The sequence below is a fragment of the Xanthomonas arboricola pv. guizotiae genome, assembly GCF_002940205.1.
Classification (GTDB): domain Bacteria; phylum Pseudomonadota; class Gammaproteobacteria; order Xanthomonadales; family Xanthomonadaceae; genus Xanthomonas; species Xanthomonas arboricola_C.
The window spans coordinates 57,788-81,797 of the sequence record NZ_MDSK01000016.1 but is presented as its reverse complement, the minus strand read 5'-3'; the positions used below and the strand labels follow the sequence as shown (position 1 = coordinate 81,797).

General features: G+C 68.2%; 19 protein-coding genes. 5 read left to right on the top strand and 14 right to left on the bottom strand.

The genetic code is table 11. The features are described from left to right. Positions 1 to 10: 10 nt before the first annotated feature. The 13 genes from XarbCFBP7408_RS11705 to XarbCFBP7408_RS11645 form a co-directional block, all read right to left on the bottom strand. Positions 11 to 307 (bottom strand): hypothetical protein, encoded by a 297-nt coding sequence (locus XarbCFBP7408_RS11705; protein WP_047128889.1) that lies wholly within the window; start codon positions 305 to 307, stop codon positions 11 to 13. A 229-nt stretch (positions 308 to 536) separates the two neighbouring features. Next, positions 537 to 2,177: a DUF5597 domain-containing protein gene (locus XarbCFBP7408_RS11700; RefSeq protein WP_104563093.1), complete on the bottom strand. Its 1,641-nt coding sequence runs from the start codon at positions 2,175 to 2,177 to the stop codon at positions 537 to 539. After that, positions 2,174 to 4,522 carry a S9 family peptidase gene (locus XarbCFBP7408_RS11695; protein ID WP_104563092.1) on the bottom strand — a complete coding sequence of 783 codons (2,349 nt, stop codon included), beginning with the start codon at positions 4,520 to 4,522 and terminating at the stop codon, positions 2,174 to 2,176. The genes XarbCFBP7408_RS11700 and XarbCFBP7408_RS11695 overlap by 4 nt, the downstream gene beginning before the upstream one ends. Continuing rightward, positions 4,512 to 6,098 carry an APC family permease gene (locus XarbCFBP7408_RS11690; protein ID WP_104563091.1) on the bottom strand — a complete coding sequence of 529 codons (1,587 nt, stop codon included), beginning with the start codon at positions 6,096 to 6,098 and terminating at the stop codon, positions 4,512 to 4,514. Before XarbCFBP7408_RS11690 ends, XarbCFBP7408_RS11695 begins: the two co-directional genes overlap by 11 nt. A 65-nt stretch (positions 6,099 to 6,163) precedes the next feature. After that, a complete protein-coding gene (locus XarbCFBP7408_RS11685) occupies positions 6,164 to 8,035 on the bottom strand; it encodes a DUF885 domain-containing protein (protein ID WP_181106353.1) in 1,872 nt (623 codons plus the stop codon). Further along, on the bottom strand, positions 8,032 to 9,858 hold the full coding sequence (locus XarbCFBP7408_RS11680; RefSeq protein ID WP_181106351.1) for a DUF885 domain-containing protein: 1,827 nt from the start codon (positions 9,856 to 9,858) through the stop codon (positions 8,032 to 8,034). The genes XarbCFBP7408_RS11685 and XarbCFBP7408_RS11680 overlap by 4 nt, the downstream gene beginning before the upstream one ends. 115 nt (positions 9,859 to 9,973) lie before the next feature. Continuing rightward, positions 9,974 to 11,173, bottom strand: a complete 1,200-nt coding sequence (locus tag XarbCFBP7408_RS11675; protein WP_104563089.1) for a M24 family metallopeptidase — start codon at positions 11,171 to 11,173, stop codon at positions 9,974 to 9,976. Further along, a complete protein-coding gene (locus XarbCFBP7408_RS11670) occupies positions 11,170 to 12,786 on the bottom strand; it encodes an aldehyde dehydrogenase family protein (protein WP_104563088.1) in 1,617 nt (538 codons plus the stop codon). Before XarbCFBP7408_RS11670 ends, XarbCFBP7408_RS11675 begins: the two co-directional genes overlap by 4 nt. 186 nt (positions 12,787 to 12,972) lie before the next feature. Then, positions 12,973 to 13,881: a dihydrodipicolinate synthase family protein gene (locus XarbCFBP7408_RS11665; RefSeq protein ID WP_104563087.1), complete on the bottom strand. Its 909-nt coding sequence runs from the start codon at positions 13,879 to 13,881 to the stop codon at positions 12,973 to 12,975. Next, positions 13,878 to 15,191 carry an NAD(P)/FAD-dependent oxidoreductase gene (locus XarbCFBP7408_RS11660; RefSeq protein ID WP_104563086.1) on the bottom strand — a complete coding sequence of 438 codons (1,314 nt, stop codon included), beginning with the start codon at positions 15,189 to 15,191 and terminating at the stop codon, positions 13,878 to 13,880. The genes XarbCFBP7408_RS11665 and XarbCFBP7408_RS11660 overlap by 4 nt, the downstream gene beginning before the upstream one ends. Continuing rightward, entirely contained in the window at positions 15,184 to 15,429 is a 246-nt protein-coding gene (locus tag XarbCFBP7408_RS11655; RefSeq protein ID WP_104563085.1) for a 2Fe-2S iron-sulfur cluster-binding protein, read from the bottom strand. The genes XarbCFBP7408_RS11660 and XarbCFBP7408_RS11655 overlap by 8 nt, the downstream gene beginning before the upstream one ends. After that, complete coding sequence (locus tag XarbCFBP7408_RS11650; RefSeq protein WP_104563084.1) at positions 15,426 to 16,616, bottom strand: NAD(P)/FAD-dependent oxidoreductase; 1,191 nt, start codon at positions 16,614 to 16,616, stop codon at positions 15,426 to 15,428. Before XarbCFBP7408_RS11650 ends, XarbCFBP7408_RS11655 begins: the two co-directional genes overlap by 4 nt. Then, positions 16,616 to 17,554: a proline racemase family protein gene (locus XarbCFBP7408_RS11645; protein ID WP_104563083.1), complete on the bottom strand. Its 939-nt coding sequence runs from the start codon at positions 17,552 to 17,554 to the stop codon at positions 16,616 to 16,618. Before XarbCFBP7408_RS11645 ends, XarbCFBP7408_RS11650 begins: the two co-directional genes overlap by 1 nt. A gap of 160 nt (positions 17,555 to 17,714) precedes the next feature. On the opposite strand from XarbCFBP7408_RS11645, the gene XarbCFBP7408_RS11640 reads away from it, so the two are divergent. From XarbCFBP7408_RS11640 to XarbCFBP7408_RS11620, 5 genes are all read left to right on the top strand, one after another. After that, positions 17,715 to 18,431: an AraC family transcriptional regulator gene (locus XarbCFBP7408_RS11640; RefSeq protein ID WP_102256492.1), complete on the top strand. Its 717-nt coding sequence runs from the start codon at positions 17,715 to 17,717 to the stop codon at positions 18,429 to 18,431. Positions 18,432 to 18,636: 205 nt separating this feature from the next. After that, complete coding sequence (gene ftsY, locus XarbCFBP7408_RS11635; RefSeq protein WP_181106349.1) at positions 18,637 to 20,292, top strand: signal recognition particle-docking protein FtsY; 1,656 nt, start codon at positions 18,637 to 18,639, stop codon at positions 20,290 to 20,292. Further along, entirely contained in the window at positions 20,293 to 20,541 is a 249-nt protein-coding gene (locus tag XarbCFBP7408_RS11630; protein WP_104563081.1) for a hypothetical protein, read from the top strand. Between the two features lie 74 nt (positions 20,542 to 20,615). Beyond that, on the top strand, positions 20,616 to 21,689 hold the full coding sequence (mutY, locus tag XarbCFBP7408_RS11625; protein ID WP_104563080.1) for an A/G-specific adenine glycosylase: 1,074 nt from the start codon (positions 20,616 to 20,618) through the stop codon (positions 21,687 to 21,689). Positions 21,690 to 21,709: 20 nt separating this feature from the next. Continuing rightward, positions 21,710 to 21,988: an oxidative damage protection protein gene (locus XarbCFBP7408_RS11620; RefSeq protein WP_104563079.1), complete on the top strand. Its 279-nt coding sequence runs from the start codon at positions 21,710 to 21,712 to the stop codon at positions 21,986 to 21,988. A 272-nt stretch (positions 21,989 to 22,260) separates the two neighbouring features. Here XarbCFBP7408_RS11620 and XarbCFBP7408_RS11615 read toward each other — a convergent pair whose 3' ends face one another. After that, positions 22,261 to 23,886 (bottom strand): hybrid sensor histidine kinase/response regulator, encoded by a 1,626-nt coding sequence (locus XarbCFBP7408_RS11615; RefSeq protein WP_104563111.1) that lies wholly within the window; start codon positions 23,884 to 23,886, stop codon positions 22,261 to 22,263. Positions 23,887 to 24,010: the final 124 nt, after the last annotated feature.

The following is a 24,010-nucleotide window of genomic DNA, read 5'->3' as shown; positions in this document are numbered from 1 at the left end:
CATCCTGCTCTCAGGTCAGCACATCCAGCAAGCTGCCCAGCATTTCGTCGGAGCGCCGCAGCGCAGTGGCGTTGGCCTGGAAGTCGTTGCGTGCCGAGAGGCCTTCGACCAGATCGGTGGCCGGTGCCGATGGATCGGCGTTGGCGTCGACCACGCTGGCTGCCACTCCACCATTGACCTGCGTGCTGGCCGCAACGGCCTGACGTGGACTGCCGTCCACCGGCTGACGCGCCACATTGCTGGCGGCCACCTGCTGGCGCAGTGCGGCGACCTGCATTCCGGAACTGGCGATACTGCTGATGCTCATGGTGGCTCCGGTGCAGAACTGAGAAATAACCAATGACGTTTGTTTACCAACCAATCAACACAATCGTTGCCGGCAATCGCGCCGCGCTGCTGTCGTTCCCACGCCCACCGAGGCGCGTGGCGAGCGTGTCTCACGAGGTGGAACCAGCTAACAGGAGCCGCAATGACGTGTCCCACCCACCGATTCCGATCACGCCCACCTCACGGCTACGCAGTCGCCTCAGGCAGGCTCAATAGGTGCCTACCCGCACACGCAACACCACCGGCACCTCACCCGCCGCATCCACCCGTCCGACGTTGAGGCCGTAGTCGGTCTGGTCGCCGTTGAGCTGTCTTTCGACCTGCCAGCGCCCGTCCACGTATCGCCCCTGCTCCACCCGCAACAGTTGCCCATGACGGGTATCGGCCGCCTCGCGGAAAAATTCAATCCGCGCGGCCATGCCGGTGACCAGAAACTCCTCCGGCCCCAGCTGCGCCACCAGCAGCCGGCCGGCGTGGTCGTCGTTGCCGGGCAGGATCGCCGGCGCATCGCCCCACATCGGCGCACCGAACGACACCTTGGCCTGCCAGTCGCCGAAGCGTAGCGTGCGTTGCGGCGCGCCGGGCTGTTCGGCCAACGCCTGCAGCCGGCCGTCGAAGGCGGCCTGGGCGATCACGCGCTGCAGCGGCGCCAGCAGCTTGAAGTTGGCGGCGTGCGCAGCGATCGCGTCGCGGTTGGCCTGGCTGTCCTGGTTGCCATCCATGCCGAACACCGAAAAGCCGATCCCGCCCTGCCCCAGCACATGGAACAGATATGGCGCGGTGGCCGCCTCGAAGCCGGTCTCCGAGACCCAGGCCGGGTTGTCGGGCCGCGCGTACTGGCCGATGACCTTGGTGTACTCGTTGTAGTCGTTGGTGTAGATATCGGTGCCGATGAAGTCGATCGACGGCGTGGCCGCGCGCCACAGCGCGAACACATTCACCGTCGCACCGCCGGACGGATAATCCATGCCTGGGTAACGCTTGCCCTTGTAGCGCAGCCAGGTGTTGACGTAGAGCGGCAGCGGATAGGCGCGCTTGCCGGCGGCGGCCACCTGTTCGATATACGCCGCCGTCGCATGCGCGTTGAAGGCTTCGGCCGCTTCGGCACCAAACAACTGCTGCCAGCTGCCCTGCGGTTTGCCCAGTTTTTGCGCGATCGCGGCGGACACCGGTTGCGCGAACGCCGCCTCGCCGGCCGGGCCATGGTCGCGCACCGTGCCGATCGCGCCGGGCTCGTTTTCCACCTGTACCAGGATCACCGTGTGGCGGTCGCCATCGACCTTGCGCAGGTGCTGCATCAATGCGGTGAACGCACGCGCATCGGCCTGCACGTTAGCGGCCACATGCGGCGACAGCACATCCACCGGTTCGCCATTGGCATCGCGCATGCGCGGGTAGGTGGCGTCGTCGCGCTTGATCCACTCCGGCACGTAATGCATCTGGCCGTTCTTCCAGCTGCCGAACCACAGCAGGGCCACGCGCAGCCCGCGCTTGCGCGCGCCGGCGATCAAGGCATCCACGTTGGTGGTATCGAAGCGCCCGGGCGCCGGCTCGAACTGCTCCCAGTACACCGGCGCCTCCACCGTATTGGCGTGCAGCGCGACCACCTCGTCCAGCGCCTTGGGCAGCACCGCCGGCCAGGCGCTGGAGTTGTGCAGCTGTGCGGCCAGCACGGTGTATGGCGCACCATCGACGAACAGCGCATGGCGGCCGTTCTGGGTGACCAAGCGCGGCAGCTCTTCCGCGCTGGCCAGCAATGGCACGCAACCAGTCAACATCGCCAACGACCACAGCAGGGTTGCGATGCAGCCGCGCGGCCGCGGCATCTTCAGGGCAAGCAAACGCATCATCGCGGCTCCGGCGGTAGCGAATTCCAATGCGGCGTGGGTTCGTCGCGCAGATGGCGCACGAAGAAGTCGTACTGGCGACGCTGCACATAGTCGATCGGCCCGCTGGAACGGCCTACCGAATGCTCGCCACCAGGCACGTCGAGCAGTTCGAAGTCCTTGCCGGCCTGGATCAGCGCATCGACCACCTGCGCGGTGGAGGCCGGGTCCACATTGCTGTCCTGCTCGCCGACGATCAGCAGCAGATCGCCCTGCAACTTGCCCGCATTGACCACGCCCGAGGCCTGCGCATAACCGGCATCCACCGGCCAGCCCATCCACTGCTCGTTCCAGCTGATCTTGTCCATGCGGTTGTCGTAGCAACCGGCGAACGCCACGCCCACCTTGTAGAAGTCCGGATGGCGTTCGAGCGCGCCCAGCGTGCTCTGCCCGCCGGCCGAGGCGCCATAGATGCCGACCCGGCCGATGTCGTAGGACCGGTCCCTGGCCGCCAACGCACGGTGCCAGGCGATGCGATCGGCAAAGCCGGAATCGCCCAGGTTCTTCCACGCCACATCGTGGAAGGCCTTGGAGCGGTTGGCGGTGCCCATGCCGTCGATCATCACGACGATAAAGCCCAGATCCGCCTGCGCCTGCATGCCGATCTGCTTGTCGCCACCGGAGTGATAGCCGAACGGCCAGAACGTCTTGGGCACGAAGGAATCGTGCGGGCCGGCGTAGACGTTCTCGATCACCGGATACTGCTTGTGCGGGTCGTAGTCGCGCGGGCGCACCATCATGCCCCAGATGTCGGTGCGGCCATCGCGGCCCTTGGCCACGAAGGTCTCCGGCGCGCGCCAGCCGGCGGCCAGCAATCTGTCGATGTTGCCCTGTTCCACCTGCTGCAGCAGCCGGCCATCGATGCTGTGCAGCTCCATCACCGGCGGCAGGTCCGGGCGCGAGTAGACATCGACGTAATGCCGGCCGTCGTCGGCGATCGCCACCTCGTGATCGGCATCGCCGTGGGTCAGCCGGGTCAACCGGCGGCCGTCGAAATCCACGCTGTACAGCTGCCGGTAGTACGGATCCTTGCCCGCATCCATGCCGCTGGCGGTGAACCAGATGCGCCGCTGCGCGTCGTCCACGCGCAGCACATCGCGCACGATCCACGGCCCGCGCGTGAGCCGCCGTTTGAACCTGCCGCTGCGGCCATCGACCAGGTACAGGTGCCGCCAGCCGTCGCGCTCGGAGATCCACAGCAAATCGTCGCCGCGCCCATCCACGTCATGCCGGAAGCTGCGGTCGGCGTAGACGAAGGTGCGCGCATCTTCGCCGACCGCCACGTGCGCGCGACCGCTCTGCGCATCCACCGCAATCACCCGCATGCGCTGAAAGCCGCGTTGCACGTAGTCGAAGCTCACGCTGCGGCCATCGCTGCGCCACTGCAGCGGCGACAGCGCATACGGATTGGCGAACAAGGCGGTGTCCACCTCGCGGCGCGTGCCGTCCACGGCGAACAGCACCGGGCGCTCCACATCCACCGCATCGCCGGGCTTGGGATATAGCTGGTTATGCACGCGCGGCTGGCCGCCGTCTGCAGGCGCCGCTTCCACACGGGTGACGCGGCGGGCCAACCCCGGACGCACGCGATACACCGCCAGCCGCTGCGAGTCCGGCGACCAGGCGATGCTTTCCGGGTCGAAGTAATCGTCTGCGCGGCCATCGTCGCTGAGCCGGGTCAGCTGGCCATCGGCAACGCGACGCAGCAGCAGGTTCCAGCCATCGGCGAGCGCTTCCCAGCGGCCATCGGGCGAACGGCGCGGCGTGTTGTCGGCTGGCACCGCAGGGTCGCGCACCACACCGAAGCCGCGCGGACGCTGCTGCGCGGCGGCGTCATCGCGGGCGCAGCGGTCGTCCGTCAGGCTGCAACGCCAGGACGCTTCGCCAAGCGCGAAGCGAATCGCCCCGTCGCTGCGCTCGCCGTCCGGCGCATAGGCAAAGCGCTCGAACGGCAACTGCAACGCGGTATAGGGTGTGCCGGTCGCTGCACTCAGTGCCTGCGCCACGCGCAGCTGGTCGAACGCCGGCGTTTTCTGCAGCGTGGCGACATCCATACGGACGAAGGCGAATCCGCCCGGCACCGTCTTGCGGTAATGGAAGCTGCCGGCGGTTTGCCATTGCGCCGGCCAGGCCACGTTCTCGGTCAGCGTGCTCCATTGCGCGCGCAAGCCCAGCGCGCGTTGGTAGTCGGCCACGCTGAGCGCGGCCTGTGCCGCCGTCGACAGCAATACGATGCACGCAGCCACCCCGTTCAAGCAGCCACGCAGCCAGCGCGATGCACCCGCGCCGTGGCGCAGCTCACTCGCCATCGTCCTCCTCCAGCGCCAGCTCATCGCCGCGCAAGCCGCTGCGCGCGCCCCAGTGATAGATGAAGAACGCGATCACCGCCACGCTCAAGGTGTCGAACGGATGCGCGATCCAGCCGTGACCGCCGAACGTGCCGGCCCAGGACACCGCCATCACCAGCACGAAGAACACGATCAACCACAGCGACGCGCGCACCTGGCGCAGCAGGCGTGCCCGGCCCTGGCGCGATGGCAGGCGATACAGCACATACAGCACGAACGCGACCACCTGCAGGCCGAGCAACCACGACAAGGTGGGCCAGGTCGACCAGTAGACGATCAAGGCGGCGACGATGAACGACAGCGGCCCCAGCACGGCAAGGCCACGGACGCGGAACGGCCGCGGCAAGTCTGGCGCACTGCGGCGCAACGCCGCCACCGTCACCGGCGCGACCGCATAGCTCAGCACCAGGGCCGCCGACACCACGCCGATCAGGGTCTCCCACGAGGGGAACGGCAGCGTCCAGAAGATCGACAAGCCCAGGCTCAACCACAAGGCCGGACGCGGAATGCCCGATTGCGGATCCACCCGCGTCAGCACCGGCAAGAACCCGCCGCTGCGCGCCCAGCCGTACACCACGCGCGGGGTGGCATTCATGTAGATGTTGCCGGTGCCGCTGGGCGAGACCATCGCATCGCAGATCACCAGCGCAGCCAGCCACGCCATCCCCAACGCCAGCGCGATGTCGTGATACGGCAGCGCAAACACCTTGTCGATGCCGCGCCAGCCCGGTGCCAGTTGCGCGGCCGGAATGCTGCCCAGGAATGCCAGCTGCAGCAGCACGTAGATCACCGTGGACAGGGCCACCGACAGGATCAGGGCGATCGGGATATTGCGCTGCGGGTCGCGCACCTCGCTGGCCACCGACACGATCGGGGTCAGGCCCAGGTAGGCAAAGATGATGCCGCCGGCGGAGATCGCCGCTTCCACCCCGGCCATGCCCGAGGGCGCAAACCCGTGCACGCTCAGGTTGCCCGGGTTGAAGTGCTTCATCAGCAACACGATCACCAGGATCGGCACCAGGAACTTGAAGATGCTGACGATGTTGTTGGCCAACGCAAAGGTCTTGACGCTGAAATAGTTGAGCAGGAAGAACAGCACCAGCAAGGCCAGTTGCACCAGCCAGCCCCACACGCTGGGATGGCTGCCGCCGGGTTGGTTGAGCAGCGGGAACCACGCCGCCGCATACTGGCGCGCCGCCTCCACCTCGATCGCGATCAGGCTGGAAAACGCGATCAGGGTGATGAAGCCGGTCAACGCCCCCAGCAAGGCGCCATGCGAATACTCCGGGTAGCGCACCACGCCACCGGCGCGTGGCAGCGCGGCGCCGAGTTCGCAATACACCAGGCCGAGCAGCAACACCGCGATGCCGCCGAGGATCCACGACAGGATGCCGGCCGGTCCGGCAATGGCAGAGACATGGCTGGCCGAGAACAACCAGCCCGAGCCGAAGATCGAACCCAGCCCGATAAAGGTCAGGTCGGTCAGGCTGAGTCGCTTGTGGAACTTGCCTTGCGTGGTCGCACCGTGTGTGGTCATTGCTCGCCCCGAAGCGTGGATACGCGGTTGGTGTAGCGAAGAACGTCGGCTGGTGATGTCCTGGATCAGTCGCTGGCAGCGGCCTTGGCCGCTGCTGCCGCCGGCCCGGCAGCATCTTCGGCGGCATACGGCGAGACACCACCGTCGGCGATGAAGCGGTCGATGCGCGCTTCCAGCACCGGCAATGGCACCGAGCCGGTCTGCAGCACCGCATCGTGGAAATGGCGCAGGTCGAATTTTTCGCCCAGGGCGGCTTCGGCCTTGCGCCGCAGCTCCAGGATCTTCAGCTCGCCCAGGTAATACGACAACGCCTGCCCCGGCCAGGCGATGTAGCGGTCCACCTCGGTGGTGACCTCGTGCTCGCTCAAGGCGGTGTTGTCGCGCAGGTAGGCCTGCGCCTGCGCGCGCGTCCAGCCCTTGTGGTGGATGCCGGTATCGATCACCAGGCGGCAGGCGCGCCACATCTGGTAGGTGAGATAGCCGAAGCGGTCATAGGGCGTGTCGTACATGCCCATTTCCTGGCCCAGGTACTCCGAATACAGGGCCCAGCCTTCGCCATAGGCAGAAATGTAGGCGTAGCGGCGAAACTCCGGCAGCCCCTGCGCCTCTGCCGCCAGCGGCATCTGCAGCGCGTGGCCGGGCGAGGACTCGTGCAGCGTCAGTGCGGTCAGGTTGTACAGCGGCCGCGACGGCAGGTTGTAGGTGTTGACCAGATAGATGCCGGGCCCGCCACGCCCGCCGGTGTAGAACGGCGCCAGCTCCGGCGGTACCGGCTCGATCGCGAAGCGTCGGCGCGGCAGCCGGCCGATGTAATCGCCCACCTTGGCGTCCACGCGCTTGGCGATCCAGGCGGCCTGCTTGAGCAACTGTTCCGGCGTCTTGGCATAGAACTGCGGGTCGCTGCGCAGGAAGTGCAGGAAGGCCGGAAACACCGCCTGCCCGGCCGGTGCCTTGAAGCCGCTGTCGACGATGGTCTGATCCATCTGCGTGCGCAGCCTGGCCACTTCCTGCAGACCGATCTGGTGGATCTGCTCCGGGCTCAACTCCAGCGTGGTGAATTCGCGGATCTGCGCGCGGTAATACGCCTGCCCGTCCGGCAAGGCCTCGCCGGCCAGCGTGGTGCGCGCGCGCGGCTGGTACTCGTTGCGGATGAAGTCCAGCAAGCTCGCGTAGGCCGGCAGCACCTGCGCATCGATGGTCTGCACTGCCTGCTGGCGCAATTGCGCCTGCACATCGGCAGGCAGGGTGGCCGGCATCTGCTTGAACGGTGCGTAGAACGGATTGGCCTCGCCCTTGGCCTGCACCACGTCGGCGATGGACTGGTCGCGCCCGGTCAGGGTCACCCGGGGCTGGCTGAAACCGCGCGCCAGGCCGGCACGCATATTGTCGGTGTGCTCGGCGAAATAGCGCGGGATATCGGCGAGCATCTTGAGATAGCGCTGGTAGTCCTCGCGCGTACGCAGCTTGGCCTCGGCGCTGAAGCCCAGGTCGCTCCAGAACGCCGAGTCGCTGTTGAACGGCATTTCCCAGGCGCGGAAGTGCTGCTGGTCCAGCAGCACCAGCAGCTGCTGCCGGTACACCTGGTAGCTCACCTGATCTTCGGCCGGCAACTGCACCGCCGGAATCGCATCCAGCTCCTTCAACGTCTGTTGCCAGTACGCGGTGCGCAGATTTTGCGTGGCCACATCGACCTTGGGCAGATGGTCGGACTGCCTGTCCTGCGTGGCCTGGTTGTCTTCATCCACCGCGCCGGACAGCTGTGCCTGGCGCCAGCGCCATTCGCGCGTGTACAGCGCGTTGAAGCGTGCCGCTGCACCGTCCTGCGTGCTTGCTGCGGGTGCAGGTGCTGCGGCCTGTGCCTGCATGGCGGTGCCGCCCAGGCTGGCAACAAACAGCACGCTCAATGCGCTCGCGCGCCAGACGCTATAGGTGCTCATCCGCGTGCCTCCGGCGCCGCCTTGGCCTGCGCGATCCACTGGCGCACGCGCTGCTGCAGCATCGCCAGCGGCATCGCGCCGCCGCCGAGCACCGCATCGTGGAAGGCGCGCACATCGAAGCGATCGCCGAGTTCTTTTTCCGCCTCCGCACGCAGCGCAAGAATCTGCAGCTGCCCCAGTTTGTAGCCCAACGCCTGGCCCGGCCAGACGATATAGCGATCGGTTTCGGACTGGATGCTGGGCTCGTCATCGGACGGATGTGCGTGGAAGAAATCCACCATCTGCTGGCGGTTCCAGCGCTTGTAATGCACACCGGTGTCGAGCACCAGGCGATTGGCGCGCAACAGCTCGCCGGACAGCCGGCCGTAGTCGTTGTATGGATCCTTGAAGAAACCGATCTCCTTGCCCAGGCGCTCGGCGTACAGCGCCCAGCCTTCGATATAGGCGTTGTAGCCGGCCTGCTGGCGGAACGGCGGCAATGGCAACGTCTGCGCAAGCGAGATCTGCAGGTGATGGCCCGGCACGCCCTCGTGATAGGCGGTGGTTTCGATATTGACCAGCGTGCGGCTGGCGAAGTCGCTGGTGTTGACCTTCACGATGGCCGGCTTGGTGCCTTCCGGATTGCTCTGCCAGTATTCGGCGCCGGGCGCGCTGCGCCGGAATGCGGGCATCGCCTGCACTTCCAGCCGCGTTTTCGGCAGGTGACCGAACAGCTTGGGCAACTCGGGTTCCATCGCGGCGATGTACTGGCGGTATTGCTGCAGGATCTGCTCGCCGGAGCTGGCGAAGTGGCGCTTGTCGGTGTCCACCGCCTTGCGGAAGCTGGCCAGGTCGGCAAAGCCCTGCGCCTTGGCGATCACCGTCATCTCGCCTTCGATGCGCGCCACTTCCTTCAGGCCGATCTGATGGATCTCCTCCGGCGCCATGTCGGTGGTGGTCTGGGTGTGGATGGCATAGCGATAGCGGCGTTCGCCATCGGGCAGCGACCATACGCCCTCCTGCGCGCGCCCTTGCGCGGCGTATTCGTCGCGCACGAACGCGGCCAGCTTGGCGTAGGCCGGGCGCACCTGTTGCTCGATCGCCGCAAGCAGCTGCGTGCGCAGCGCAGCGCGCTGCTCGGCCGGCACCGCGGCCTCGAGCTTTTTCAACGGCGAGGCGAACGGGCTCTGCTCGCCGGTCAGCGCGGCGATCTTGTCGATCTGCTCGGGCAGGCGCTCCAGCAGATAACGCGGCTGCACCAGCCCCTCCTTCGCACCCTGCCGCGACACCGCGATCACCTGGTCGATCACCGTCGGAATCGTCTGCAGGCGCTTGATGTAGTCCTGATAATCCCTGGCGTTCTCGAACGGAAACGCATCGCCATAACCGGCCAGCCCCAGCTGGATGCCGCCGATCGGCTCCAGCGGCATCGCATAGGTCTTCAGGTCGATGCCTTCGAGCTTGTCGCGCAACTGGCCCAGCATCATCTGCAGGCTGAGCTGGCGCTGCTCGTCCAGCGCCTTGCTGTCGATCGCTTCGAATTGCGTGAGCAGCTCGGCGGTGGCAGTGCGCTCGGCCTGCACGGCCTCGAGCGAATAGTCGCTCCAACGATCGTTGTACCGCTTGTCGCCGATGATGCTGGCGAACTCCGGGTTGTGCTGCAACTGGTACTGCCATTGCTTGTCCAGCAGCGCATCGAAGGCCTGGGCGGCCTGGGCGGCCTGTTCGCTGGTTGGCGCAGAGGTGGCCGCAGCTGCCGTCTCCGCTGCCGGCGGCGCCGGCTTGCAGGCAGTGAACAAGGCGGCGGCCAGCAGGCCGATGGCGACGGGACGCAGGTGGTTCATGCAGTTACTCCAAGATGCAATGGCGGCTGTAGGAGCGCGCCTGAGCGCGACGGCCTTATCGGGACTGCCCGTCGCGCCCGGGTGCGCTCCTACGCGTGCGTGAGCCTCGGTCGGCTCATGCGAACGGTTGGTCGATCGCCGGCGACGGCGGCGTAAACCACTGCGCGCCGGTATCGGTGACGTAAAAGTGGTCTTCCAGGCGCACCCCGAACGCACCGGGCACCACGATCATCGGCTCGTTGCTGGCGCACATGCCCGGCTGCAGCGGCTGCGCATTGCCGCGCACCAGATACGGCGCTTCGTGGATCGCCAGGCCGCAGCCATGGCCGGTGCGGTGCGGCAATCCCGGCAAGCGGTAGTCCGGGCCCAGCCCAGCGGCCTCCAGCACGCTGCGCGCGGCCTGGTCCACCGCTTCGCAGGCGAGCCCGGGGCGGATCGCCGCAAACGCCGCTGCCTGCGCCGCCTGCTCCAGGTCCCAGATGCGCCGTTGCGCGTCGTCGGGCGTGCCGTAGATCCAGGTGCGGGTGATATCGGAGTGGTAGCCCTGCACGGTGCAGCCGGTGTCGATCAGCACCAGCTCGCCTGCACGCAGGTGCTGCACGCCGGGAATGCCGTGCGGAAACGCGGTGGCATGGCCGAACTGCACGATGCAGAAGGTCGAGCCGTTGTCCGCGCCCAGCGCGCGATGCGCTTCGTCGATGAAGCGCACCAGCTGGTCGGTGCCGATGCCTTCCTGGGCGATGCCGGCGGCCAGCCGCTGCACCAGCAAGGTCATGTCGCAGGCCTGCTGCATCAGCGCCAGCTCGGCCGGCGACTTGCACATGCGGCAGCCGTCGATGATGGCCCCGGCATCGCGGATCGCCGTGCCCAGGTGCGCGCGCAGGCCGGTGTGCACGGCAAAGGCGATGCCCGGATCCAGCGCCAGCGCATGCGCGTGGCGGTCGTCCATCACCTGCACCACCAGCGCGTACGGGTCCTCGTGTTCTTCCCACAGATGTTTGGCGACCGCGATCTTCAGCACCGCATCCAGCGAGCCTTCTTCGAACGCGGGGCAGATCAGCACCGGGTCGCCGTCCAGCGTGAGCAGCAGCGCGACCAGGCGCTCGCTCGCGCCCCATGGCACGCCGGTGAAATAGCGCAGCGAGGTGCCGGCGCCGATCAACAGCGCATCCACGCCGTGCGCGCGCATCAGGCGGCGTGCGCATTCGATGCGCCGTGCGTATTCCTGCGCGGCGATCGGCGCGGCGCGCTGCGTCCACGGCGTCAATTGCGCGCGCGCCTGCTCCAGCGACAGCCCGCCGATCTGGCTGCTCATGCGCCGGCTCCGAGGGCGGCGGTGCTCCATTGCCCATCGACCAGGCGCGCCACGCCACCCGGATTGCGCTGGCGCAAGTCGGCCGGCAGCAGGGCGTCCGGCACCGCGTCGTAGCTGTGCAGGGCGGCGAAGCGGCGGATCGAACCGGGCATGCCCACCGCGGTGAAGCCCGGGTGCCCGGTGCTGGGAAACGGCCCGCCATGGTTCTGCGCCGCGCTCACCGCCACGCCGGTCGGCATCTTGCTGTTGATCAAGCGCCCCACCCGCGCCCGCAGCACCGGGGCGATGGCCTGCCAGGCCGCATCGTCGCTGCCATCGGCCGCGCGGTACAGGGTGCCGGTGAGGTTGCCTTCGAATGCAGCGGCGATCTGCGTCATCTGCGCGATATCGCGCGCGCGCACCAGCAGGCTCACCGGGCCGAAGGCCTCGGTCTGCAACGCGTGCGGACCGGCGAGGAAGGCCTGCCCATCCACGCTCAACAAGGTCGGCGCATGGCGATAGCCGTCTTCGCCGGTGTGCCCGCCGGCAAGCAGCGCGGCGCCGGCAGCGCGCAGCGCTGCCACCCCGTGTTGCACGCCTTCCACGCCTGCACTGGAAAACAGCACCATCGGCATGGCGGCCTCGAAATGCGCCGTGGTCGCGGCCACGAATGCATCGCCGGCCTCGCCCTGCGGCACCACCACCACCCCGGGATTGGTGCAGAACTGGCCGCTACCCAGCGTGCACGAGGAGAAGAATTCCTGCGCCAGCGCGGCGCCGCGTTCGGCCAGTGCGCCCGGCAGCAGGAACACCGGGTTGACGCTGGACAGCTCGGCATAGAACGGCACGCCGGCCGCATCGGCGGCGGCCTTCAGCGCCAGCCCGCCGGCACGGCTGCCGGTGAAGCCGATCGCTCCCAGCCGCGCATCGCCGGCCAGCCGCAGGCCGGTGGCATTGTCGACGTGATACAGCAACTGCACCGCCGCAGCCGGCAGGCCCGCCGCAAGCAAGGCTGCGTGCGCAAGCTGCGCCATGCGCTGGCTGGTGGCAGGATGCAGCGGATGCGCCTTGGCGATCACCGGGTTGCGCGCGGCAATGGCCGAGGCGAAATCGCTGCCGGCAATCGCATTGAAGGCGAACGGGAAATTGTTCGGGCCAAACACCACCACCGGCTTGCCGAGCGGCGCCAGATGCGAACGCAGATCGGCAGCGGTATCGATGATGGGTTGGGTCCAGCTGTAACTGCGCACCGCCTGTGCGGCCTGGCGCAATTGTCCGCTGGTGCGTGGCAGCTCGTTGCCGCGCAAGCGCGTGGGCGCCGGCAATGCGGTTTCGGCGTGGGCAAGTGCGACCAGCGTGTCGGCATCGGCATCCAGCGCGTCGGCGTAGGCGTCCAGGAATGCGGCAATCCGTTCGACCGGTGCCGCGGCAAGTTCCGCTGCAACCGCTTGCGCTGCCGCAACCGCGGTTTCGACATCCTCCGCACCGCTGACCGGAAATTGCGGCCCGATCGCCTCGCCCGTGCTCGGGTCGGCGGCACGGAAGCTGGCGCTCGCCGCGCGGCTGGGTTGCCACCGGCCGGCCAGCAACACCTCGGCCTGCTGGATGGGCGTGGATTGGAGCGTCTCGTTCATTGCGGCACCTTCGGTTGCATGAGGACAGACCCTGCGCACTGTGCGGCAGCGGGCGACCAAAAAACGACGAAGATGCCGCGCTGATGCGACATCCTCATCCACCCACCTCTCGCTCCGCCGGCCACCGCGTCCGCGCGTGCATCCGTGCGCGGCGCTCATCCGGTGGCGTGCAGCGCGAGCTCATCGTCAGGACAGTTTGGGCGCAGTGGCGATGGCGTGGTCGATGACCTTGAGCGCGGCCTCGCGCTCGGCACCGTCGACCACCAGGCGCGGCGCACGCACGCGCTCGCTGCCCAGGCCGACCTTTTCCTGCACCAGTTTGATCAACTGCACGAACTTGGGCACGGTATCCAGGCGCAACAGCGGCAGGAACCAGTCGTAGAGTTCCTTCGCCGCCGGATAGCCACCGTCGCGCGCGAGTTCGAACAGGCGCACCGATTCCTTCGGGTAGGCGTTGACCAGGCCGGCGATCCAGCCCTTGGCGCCCATGCTCAGGCCTTCGACGATGGCATCGTCCATGCCCACCAGCAGCGCCAGACGATCGCCCAGCAGCTCCTGCAGCGCGGCGAAGCGGCGCACGTCGCCCGAGGATTCCTTCACTGCCTGCAGGTTGGGGAATTCGGCGGCCAGCTCGGCGATCTGCGCCGGGCCGAAATCGGTCTTGTAGGCCACCGGGTTGTTGTACAGGATCACCGGCAGGTCGGTGGCGGCGATCACCGCGCGCACATGCGCGCCCATCTCGCGCCAGTCGGTGGAGTAGACGTAGGGCGGCAGCACCATCAAACCGCCGCAGCCGATCTCCTTGGCCGCCTTGGCCAGCGCCACCGCCTCACCGGTGGCCAGGCTGGCGATGCCCGGCACCACCGGCACACGGCCGTTCAAGGCGGTGACCAACGTGCGCAGGATCGCCACCTTGTCTTCCACGCTCAAGGTGGCCGCTTCGCCCAACGAGCCCAGCGGCACGATCGCGGTGCAGCCGGCGTCCACCAGTTGATTGGCGTGCTTGGCGAGGAAGTCGTGATCGATCTCGCCGGAGGCGGTGAACGGGGTGGTGATGGCCGGCAGCACGCCATGCCAGAACGCAGCAATACTCATGGATGATTCCCTTGCGAGTCGGAAGTGAACGGATCGGCCAGCGCCGCGAGGCGGACCGGGAACAACGGCGGCCGGCGGCCGGCGTCGGTGGAAAGCGCGGGCGGGCAGCGCCCAAGCTCGGCCAGCGCGGTGCCGCAGATGCGGCCCTGGCAGGCGCCCATGCCGCAGCGCGAAGCGAGCTTGGCATCGCGTGCATCGTTGAAGTTGTCCAGCGCGCCCAGCGGCACGTCTTCGCAGCGGCACACCAGCGTGTCGGGCTGCGCCAGCGCGCGGATGCGTGGATCAAGAGCGAACTGCCGTTGCAGCACCTCGGCGAACGCACGTGCGGCACGTCGCCGCGGCTGCAGGCGCAGCGCCGCGTCCGGCGCGTCGGCAGCCATGTGCCCGGCCATCGCGCCTTCGATCAACGCGCAATCGCGCCCGCCGATGCCGCAGGCCTCGCCGGCTGCAAAGACCTGCCGCACGCTGGTGCGCAGCAGTGCGTCCACATGCACCTGTTGATGCGCGCCGTACGCGTCGAGCCGGCAATCGAGCAGCTGTGCGAGTTCGGTGTTCGGCACCAGGCCATAGCCCACCGCCAGTTGATCGCAGGCAAGCCGCGTGCGGCCGGTGGGCCCTTCGATCTCGATTTCGCGCAGTTGCGTGTCGCCATGTGCGGCGACGACAAAGCTGCCGGCGCGATACGCCACTGCGCGCAATTGCAGGCGCAGCGCCACCGCCTGCGCGGCCTTGCCCGGCCAGCGCCACAACTGCAATGCGAACTGCCGCAACGCAGCCTGAGAGGTCTGTTCGTGGATGCCGAGCACCTGCGCCCCATGCCGTTGCAAGGTGGCCGCACTGGCCAGCAGCAGCGGGCCGCTGCCGGCGACCACCACGCGCTTGCCGGCCAGCGGCCAGCCCTGTTTGGCCAGCGCCTGCGCCGCGCCGGCGCCGGTGACGCCGGGCAAGGTCCAGCCCGGAAACGGCAGCAGCAATTCGCGTGCGCCGGTGGCCAGCACCAGCGCGGCGTAATGCAGTTGCAGGGAACCGTCCGGGCCATCGGCCAGCAGCCAGCCCGGCTGCGCCAGCAGGATCTGCGTCTGCGTCAGCAGCGTGATCGAGGCTGCGCCCTGCACCTGCCGCAACAGCGCGCGCGCATCGGCCGGCGCGCCGTGCCGCACATCGTTGCGCCACACCTGCCCGCCGGCACGCGGCTGCAGGTCGACCACGCCCACCCGCACGCCATGACTAGCCGCCGCCTGCGCCGCCGCCAGCCCGGCCGGGCCGGCGCCGATCACCAGCACATCGAAATGCTGCACGCGCTCAGCCATCGGTGCGCACCTGCATGCCGTCGCGCGCATCCACCAGGCAGGCGCGTCGCTGGCCGACGCCGTCGATGCGCACCCGGCATTCGAAACACACGCCCATGCCGCACAACGGCGCGCGCGGCTGGCCGCTGCACGAGTGCCGGAACTGCAGCGTCGCCTGCGCCACCGCAGCGGCCACGCTGGCGCCGGCCGGCACCTCGACCGCTTGCGCATCCACGTGCAGGCGCACCGTCGCGCTCATGCGGCGGCGCCCTGCACGGCGCGCGCCGGAGCGTACGGGCCGGGGTCGATGGCCGGGGTGCGACCGAGCAGGCTGTCCACGATCACCCGGGCGCTCCCCAGCGCCGTGGTGACGCCCAGCCCCTCATGACCGGCGGCCACCCACACATCGCGCCGGCCGGGCACCGCGCCGAGATACGGGCGCCCGTCCGGCGTGGCCGGGCGCAGCCCGGTCCACACCCGGATTGCCTGCAACTCGCGCAGCACCGGCAGATAGGCGAATGCGCGCTGCAGCATCTGCTGCAACACCGGCAGCGACAGCGCGCGGTCGTGCTCGCCGAACTGGCGCGAGGAGCCGATCAGGATCTGCCCGGTCGGCCGCGGCTGCACATTGAAGGCCACGCTGGTGGCGTCGGCGCCATGCGCCGAATCGGCATAGCCCAGTTCCAGTAGCTGATGCCGGATCAAACCAGGATGGCGGTCGGTGATGACCAGATGGCCCTTGCGCGGGCGCAGCGTCAGCTCAGGCAACAACTGCGGCAAGGCCACCCCGCTGGCCACCAGCACCGGGCCGGCCAACAGCTGGCCATCGTCCAGACGCACCCCATGCGCCTGCAGCTGCTCCACCTTGCGGCCGGCAAACAGCTGCGCGCCGGCCTTGCAGGCCAGGCTCGCCAGATGCCGCGCCACCCGCGGCGGGTACACCACGGCCTCAGCGGGCACGCGCATGCCGCCGGCCAGGCCCGCCACCAGTTGCGGCTCCAGTGCATACAACTGGCCGGCATCGACGGCGTCGGCATGCAGGCCGGCCGCCGCCAGCCGCGCGATCTTGGCCGGCACCGCCGCCAGTTCGCGCGCATCACGGGCCACCCACAGCGTGCCGCAGCGGCTGAATTCGGCCTCGCTCAGGTGTGCGAAGCGCTCCCACAGCCGCAGCGAATACGCCGACAACGCCAGCTCGGCCGGGTCGTCGTCCATCGCCACCAGGTGCCCCATCGCCGCCGCGGTGGACCCGCCGCCGATCGGCCCCGGCTCGACGATCGCCACGCGCAGCCCTTCGCACGCGGCCGCCTCGGCGCAGGCCGCGCCGACGATGCCCGCGCCCACCACGATCAGGTCGTAGCTGCGTCGCGTGGACGCTGCCGACGGCGCCGCATCGGCGGCCGGCGCGCTGCCAACTCCCTCCGGTGCGGGCCGCACCTCGTCCATCAGGCCACGATGCCCCAGGCGAACGGGTCGGCCGGGTCGATCAGCAGCTGCGCGCGTGCGGTGATGTAGGCGTGCCCGCTGATGCGTGGCGCAATGCCGCGCCCGCTGAGGCGATAGCTGCCTTCGAAGGCGCTGCCCAGAATGCCCTGCTGCACCCAGCGCTCGCCTTCGGCCAGCTTGCCGTCGGCGGCCAGGCAGGCCAGCTTGGCGCTGGTGCCGGTGCCGCACGGCGAACGGTCGTAGGCCAGCCCCGGGCACAGCACGAAGTTGCGCGCCACGCCGCTGCCGTCGGGCGCGCTGCCGTTGATTTCGATATGGTCGATCTCGCCACCGGCCTCGCCGGTGATGCCGGCCGCTTCCAGCGCCAGCCGGATCGCCTCGGTATAGGCGCTCAGCTCGCGCTGATGCGCCAGCTCCAGCGCACACGGCGCCTGCCCGGTGATGAAGAACCAGTTGCCGCCCCAGGCCACATCGCCACGCACCGGCCCGTAACCGGGCACGTCCACGTCCACGTCGGTGGCGACGCGATAGCTGTCGACATTGTCGACCGATACCGTGCCGTCTTCGGCCAGTTCCACGCCGACCGTGCCGACCGGCGTCTCGATGCGGTGCTGGCCCGGCGCAATGCGCCCCAGCTCGGCCAACGTGCGCACCACCCCGATGGTGCCGTGCCCGCACATGCCCAGGTAGCCGACGTTGTTGAAGAAGATCACCCCGGTGCAGGCGCCGGGGTCGCGGGCCGGCAGCAGCAAGGCGCCGACCATGGTGTCCGAGCCGCGCGGTTCGCAGGCGATCGCGCTGCGCCACTGGTCGAAATCGCGGCCAAACCGCTCGCGGCATTGCGCCAGATCGCCATCGCCCAGATCGGGGAAGCCGGAGAGGACCACGCGGGTAGGTTCGCCGGCCGTATGGGAGTCGATGACGTCGATGGTGTGCATGGCCCATGCTCCCACTGCCGGCTGGCGGACGACTAGCGTCCAATGCCAGTTGCAAATGCGGAAATCCGCATAATCGACAACCCGGTTCACAACCCCGCGTTTGCGCTAGGATCAATACAGGGCCGCGCCTTTCGTGCAGCCGTCAATCGTGACCGCCACCATGACGCCGATGGACCTCAACCTTCCCGCGCTGGAAATGCAGACGCTGTTCGATGCGCTGCCGGACGTGGTGTTCTTCATCAAGGACAGCGAGGGCCGCTACACCCACTGCAACCTGACGCTGGTGCGCCGGCTCGGACGCAAACTGCGCAGCGAAATCATCGGCCGCTCGCCGCTGGAAGTGTTCCCGCTGCCGCTGGGCGGCAGCTACATGATGCAGGACCGCCGCGTGCTGTGTGGCGAGCTCATCGACAACCAGCTGGAGGTGCATCTGTATCCCAACCGCCTGCCCGGCTGGTGCCTGACCTTCAAACGCCCGTTGTGCGAGGCCGATGAAGTGATCGGCGTGGTCGGCATTTCGCGCGATCTGGGCCAGCCCGACAGCCGGCACTCGGCGTACGAACGCCTGAGCCAGGTGATGGATCACATGCAGGCCAACTTCGGCGACAACCTGCGCGTGCAGAGCCTGGCCGACCTGGCCGGCCTGTCGGTGGCGCAGCTGGAACGGCATTTCCGCCGCGTGTTCCAGGTGACTCCGCAGCAACTGCTGACCAAGCTGCGCATCGAATCGGCGATGCGGCTGCTGTACGGCGACGACAGCATCGCCAGCATCGGGCAACGCTGCGGCTTTGCCGACCAGAGCGCATTCGCGCGTCAGTTCAAGGCAACCGTCGGCATGACCCCGCGCGATTACCGTGCGCTCAAGGGGCAGTTGTAGGCACGCAGACACAGGCTGACACACCGCTGGCACAAATGCCGAATTCGGCAGCATTGGCGATGCTGTGACGCTGCGGTTTGCGCGTGGCGTCGCACGGCAGTTGCAGCGCGCGGGATGTCGTACGGGCAGGACCGCGCTGACGGTCGCGTCAAGGCGACCCTGGGCCCGGATGGTAGAATTTGGGGTTTCCCCTACCGCGTTGCCAATGGCCAGCTTTTTCCGCCGTAACAAGCCCACCACGCCCGACAGCGCGCGTACCTCGCGCTATAGCCTGGAAGAACTGGCAGCCGCATTCCCCACCGCGCCGTCTGCCGCCACCCCGGCATCGCCGGTCGAGGCAACGCCGACTGCCGAATCCGGCACATCGGCCACACCAGCGTCACCCGCGCCTGCCGCACCCGCGCGCAGCGATGCGGTAACGCCGACGCCTGCCGCAACGCCACCTGCCGCGGCACCGGCCGACCAGCTTGCGCAGGACATCGCCGCGCGTACTGGCCAGGCGCAGAGCATTGCCGCAGTCCCCAACGCACCCACGCCGCCGGCCACGCCGGTGCCTGCGGCCCTGCAGGCGCTGCCCGATCCGCTTCCGTCTGCCGCGCCGCACGCTCCCACGGTAGTGGTGCCGCCACCGGTGGTCGTGCAGCCGCACAGCGCACCCGCGCAGCCGGCAGGCACGCCGGCACCGACGCCTGCGCAAGGCGCCGCGCCCGCAGTCGTACCGCCGACCGCAACGCCTGCTGCCACGCCTGTTGTCGTGACACCCGCTGTCGTGACACCTGCCGCCGCAACAGCTGCGCCCGCAGTGACACCGGCCGTCGCCGCGTCGCCCGCCGCCGCCGCGCCCAGCGTCGTCGCCCCGGCCGTGATCAGCGCCCCGGTGCCGGCCGGTTCCGACCACGACAGCATCGTCGGCCAGCGCGATGCGCTCCCGGCCGCCCCGGCCGGCAAGCCGGGCTGGCGCGACCGCCTGCGCAACAGCAGCTTCGCGCGCAGCTTCGGCGGCCTGTTCTCGCGCAACCCCAAGCTCGACGACGATCTGCTGGATGAAATCGAAACCGCGCTGATCACCGCCGACGTCGGCATCGGCGCCACCACCGCGCTGATCGACGGACTGCGCAAGCGCATGAAATCGCGCGAATTCGTCGATGCGCAGGCGATGTTCAAGGCATTGCGCGCCGACCTCATCGCGCTGCTGCAGCCGGTCTCCAAGCCGCTGGTCATCGACCGCTCGGTGACACCGTTCGTGGTGCTCACCGTCGGCGTCAACGGCGTCGGCAAAACCACCACCATCGGCAAGCTGGCCAAGCGCTTCAAGGACGACGGCAACAGCCTGATGCTGGCCGCCGGCGACACCTTCCGCGCCGCGGCGGTGGCGCAGCTGCAGGCCTGGGGCGATCGCAACGGCGTGGCCGTGATCGCGCAGGGGCAGAATGCCGATGCCGCCTCGGTGGCATTCGACGCGCTGCAGGCCGCCAAGGCGCGCGGCACCGAGGTGTTGATCGCCGACACCGCCGGCCGCCTGCACACCCAGACCGGGCTGATGAACGAGCTGGGCAAGATCCGCCGCGTGCTCGGCAAGATCGATGCCGCCGCACCGCACGAGGTGCTGATGGTCATCGACGGCACCACCGGCCAGAACGCCATCTCGCAGCTGCGCCAGTTCCATGCCGCGGTCGGCGTCACCGGCCTGGTCGTGACCAAGCTCGATGGCACCGCCAAGGGCGGCGTGGTGTTCGCACTGGCGCGCGAGTTCAATATCCCGATCCGCTTCGCCGGCATCGGCGAACGCCCGGAAGACCTGCGCGTGTTCGACCCGGTCGCCTTCGTCGATGCCCTGCTGCCGGAAGCCCCGGGCAGCTGAGTGGCAGAGGCCTGCCCGCATCTGCAGGCGCTGCAGGCAGGCTGCACGCTACGGGACGTGTCCGGCGACTGGTCGCGCGCCAGGCGTGTCCTGGAGTTCGCCCAGCCGTTGCCGGCGGCGTTGCGCAAGCAGGCGCGGCGCAATGCAGAGCTGGTCCATTACCATGCACCGGCCGCACCGCACTGGCCTGGCGATGAAGGCTTCTTCTGCGACCAATGCCGGGTTGGACTTGCGTTTCCGCTGCACTGATCGGCCCACCGCCATACGCGCACAGCCGGGCGTCATCCGCCCGCCGTCATCGCCTTCCTTCGCCAGCAGACCCCATGCCAGCCGATCACGCCACTGCCACCGCTGACGCCTTTGTCGACCGCCTGCTGCACTGGTTCGACGGCCACGGCCGCCACGACCTGCCCTGGCAGCATCCGCGCGCGCCCTACCGGGTGTGGCTGTCGGAAATCATGCTGCAGCAGACCCAGGTCGCGGTGGTCATTCCGTATTTCCACAAGTTCGTCGCCAGCTTTCCGACCCTGGCCGACCTGGCCGCAGCCGACAACGACAGCGTGATGGCGCATTGGGCCGGGCTGGGCTACTACGCACGCGCACGCAACCTGCATGCCGCTGCGCGGCAATGCGTCGCCCTGCACGATGGCGAGCTGCCACGCGATATCGAGGCGTTGCTGGCGTTGCCCGGCATCGGCCGCAGCACCGCCGGCGCGATCCTCAGCCAGGCCTGGAACGACCGCTTCGCGATCATGGACGGCAACGTCAAACGCGTGCTGACGCGCTTCCACGGCATTGCCGGCTATCCCGGCCTGCCGGCGATCGAAAAGCAGTTGTGGCAACTGGCGACGACGCACGTGGCGCAGGTGCCGGCCGGTCGCCTGGCCGACTACACCCAGGCGCAGATGGATTTCGGCGCCACGCTGTGCACACGCGCCAGACCGGCCTGCGTGCTGTGCCCGCTGCAGGACGCTTGCGTGGCGCGCCGCGATGGCCTGGTGGAGGCACTGCCCACGCCCAAGCCCGGCAAGGCGTTGCCCGAGCGCGAAGCCACCGCCTTGCTGCTGGAAAACGCAGACAGGCAGATCCTGCTGCAGCGCCGCCCGCCGACCGGCATCTGGGCCTCGCTGTGGACGCTGCCGCAGGCCGAAACCGACAGCGGCATGCGCGCATGGTTCGACAAACACCTCGATGGCAACTACGACCGCGCCGACGCATTGCCGCCGATCGTGCACACCTTCAGCCATTACCGGCTGCATCTGCAGCCCTTGCGCCTCGGCAAGGTCGCGCTGCGCCCGGCGGTACGCGACAATGACAACCTGCGCTGGGTCGCCCGCGCCGACCTCGCATCGCTGGGCCTGCCGGCGCCGATCCGCAAACTGCTCGACGCCATTTAGGCGCGCCCAAAGGAATCCGCATGTCCCGCACCGTGTTCTGCCAGTATCAGCAATGCGACACCGAAGGCCTGGAGTTTGTGCCGTATCCCGGAGAACTCGGCCAGCGCGTGTTCGCGCAGATCGGCAAGAGCGCATGGCAGGCGTGGCTGGCGCACCAGACCATGCTGATCAACGAAAACCGGCTCTCTCCGCGCGACCCCAAGCACCGCGCGTTTCTCGAAGCCGAGTTGCAGAAGTTCCTGTTCGAGCGCAACGCCGACAAGCCGGATGGCTATGTCGCGCCGATGGGCGAAGCGTAAGCACGTCAGGATTCAGCGCGGCCAATAGACCACTGCGCTCACTGCCGGACAGGCGCGGCCGGTGACCGGGATCGGCGTGCACCACATGTGCCCTCAAGATCCTGCGCAACATCTGCCTCGGGCCGAGCACTGCTGGCCGCGGCTTTAGCCGTTCTCAGACAGGACAGAACGAGCGCAGCGCAGGATAGACCTGCAGCGCAGCAGCCGCTACACGATCGCAGCGACCATCTGCAGGCGACATCCGGGCATCGCACTGCCCGGATGCGTGCGCCTCAACCGACGCCGGTCGGCCCGTCCAGCAGCATGCGGATCCGCTTGAGCAGCTCCTTCTGCGTGTACGGCTTGTTGACCACGTCGAACTCCGCACCGCCCACATCGGTGCGCTGGATACTGGCATCGGCATAGCCGGTGGTCAGCAGGATCTTGATCCTGGGCAGCATGCGCCGCGCCTCGCGCGCCAGCACCACGCCATTCATGCCGCCGGGCATGATCAGGTCGGTGAACACCGCGTCCACTTCCGGATGCCGCTCCAGCACCTCGATCGCCTCGCGTCCGCTGGATGCGGTCAGGATGCGATAACCGGCCCCTTCCAGGAACATCCGCGCCACCACCGCCACATCCGGTTTGTCTTCCACGACCAGGATGGTTTCGTTGCCGCCCTTGTCGATCGCGCGGCCCTTGCCGGCCTGCAATTCGTTCTCGAACTCGCTGGAGGCGGGAAAGTACAGCCGCACCGTGGTGCCTTCGCCCACTTCGCTGTAGATGCGCACGGTGCCGCCGGACTGCTTGACGAAGCCGTACACCATCGACAGGCCCAGGCCGGTCCCCTGCCCCTCGTCCTTGGTGGTGAAGAACGGCTCCATGACCCGGCTGGCGACTTCCGGCGGCATGCCCGAGCCGGTATCGCTCACCGCCAGGCTTACGTAACGGCCCGGTGCCAGCTGGTGATACATGGCCAGATCGTGGCTGGTGATTTCCACATTCTGGGTCTGCACGGTCACTTCCTTGCGCTCGGACTGCGCCATCGCATCGCGCGCATTGATCAGCACGTTCAACAGCGCCACTTCGGCCTGGGTGGTATCGATCTGGCAGTTCCACAGCCCCTCTTCCAGCGACTGCCGCAGGCTGATGCCGCCCCCCAGCGTGCGCTCGGCCATGTTGTTCATGCCCGACACCAGGCCATTGAGATTGACCACCCGCCCCCGCAATTTCTGCTTGCGCGAAAACGCCAGCAATTGCTGGGTCAGGGTGGCCGCCTTGGCCGCGGCCGTTGCGGCATGTTCGGCGCTGAAGGCGATGCGTTCGACGTTCCTGGCGGCATCGCCGGAGACCATCATCTGGATCACTTCCAGATGCCCGGACATCACCTGCAGCAGATTGTTGAAATCGTGCGCGATGCCGCCGGTCAACTGTCCCAGCGCTTCCATCTTCTGCGCCTGGCGCAAGGCGTCCTCGGCATCGCGGCGGCGGCTCACGTCCAGCTGCGAACCGAAGAAGTAGACCAGGTTGCCTTGCTCGTCGAACACCGGCGAGACGAACAGCGCGTTCCAGAACGAGGAGCCATCCTTGCGATAATTCAGCACCTCGGTGGCGAATTCGCGACGTTGCTCGATGGACTCACGCACGTCCTGCACGCTGGCCGGATCGGTTTCCGGGCCCTGCAGGAAACGGCAGTTGTTGCCGATGATCTCCTCGGACGAATACCCGGTCATCTCCAGGAACGCCCGGTTGGCGAACACGATCGGATTGTCGGGCAGGTGCGGGTCGGTGACCGTCATCGGCATCCGCGTGGTTTCCACCGCGGCAAAAAAGATATCCGAGCGATGCTTCTCCACAGGCAGGCTGCGAGATTCGCCGATGTGAGGCGCCCGTGGCTCTCCGTTACCAGGATCGTTCAAGTGCATGTTCTCCGCGGGGCGATTCCCGTGGCGACAGTGTAGTGAGGGCCGGTGAGCCGATCCCTCACATCCATGAGCCTTTGCCGTACGGCCGCAGCGGCCGATGCAACCCGGCGCGCGGGAT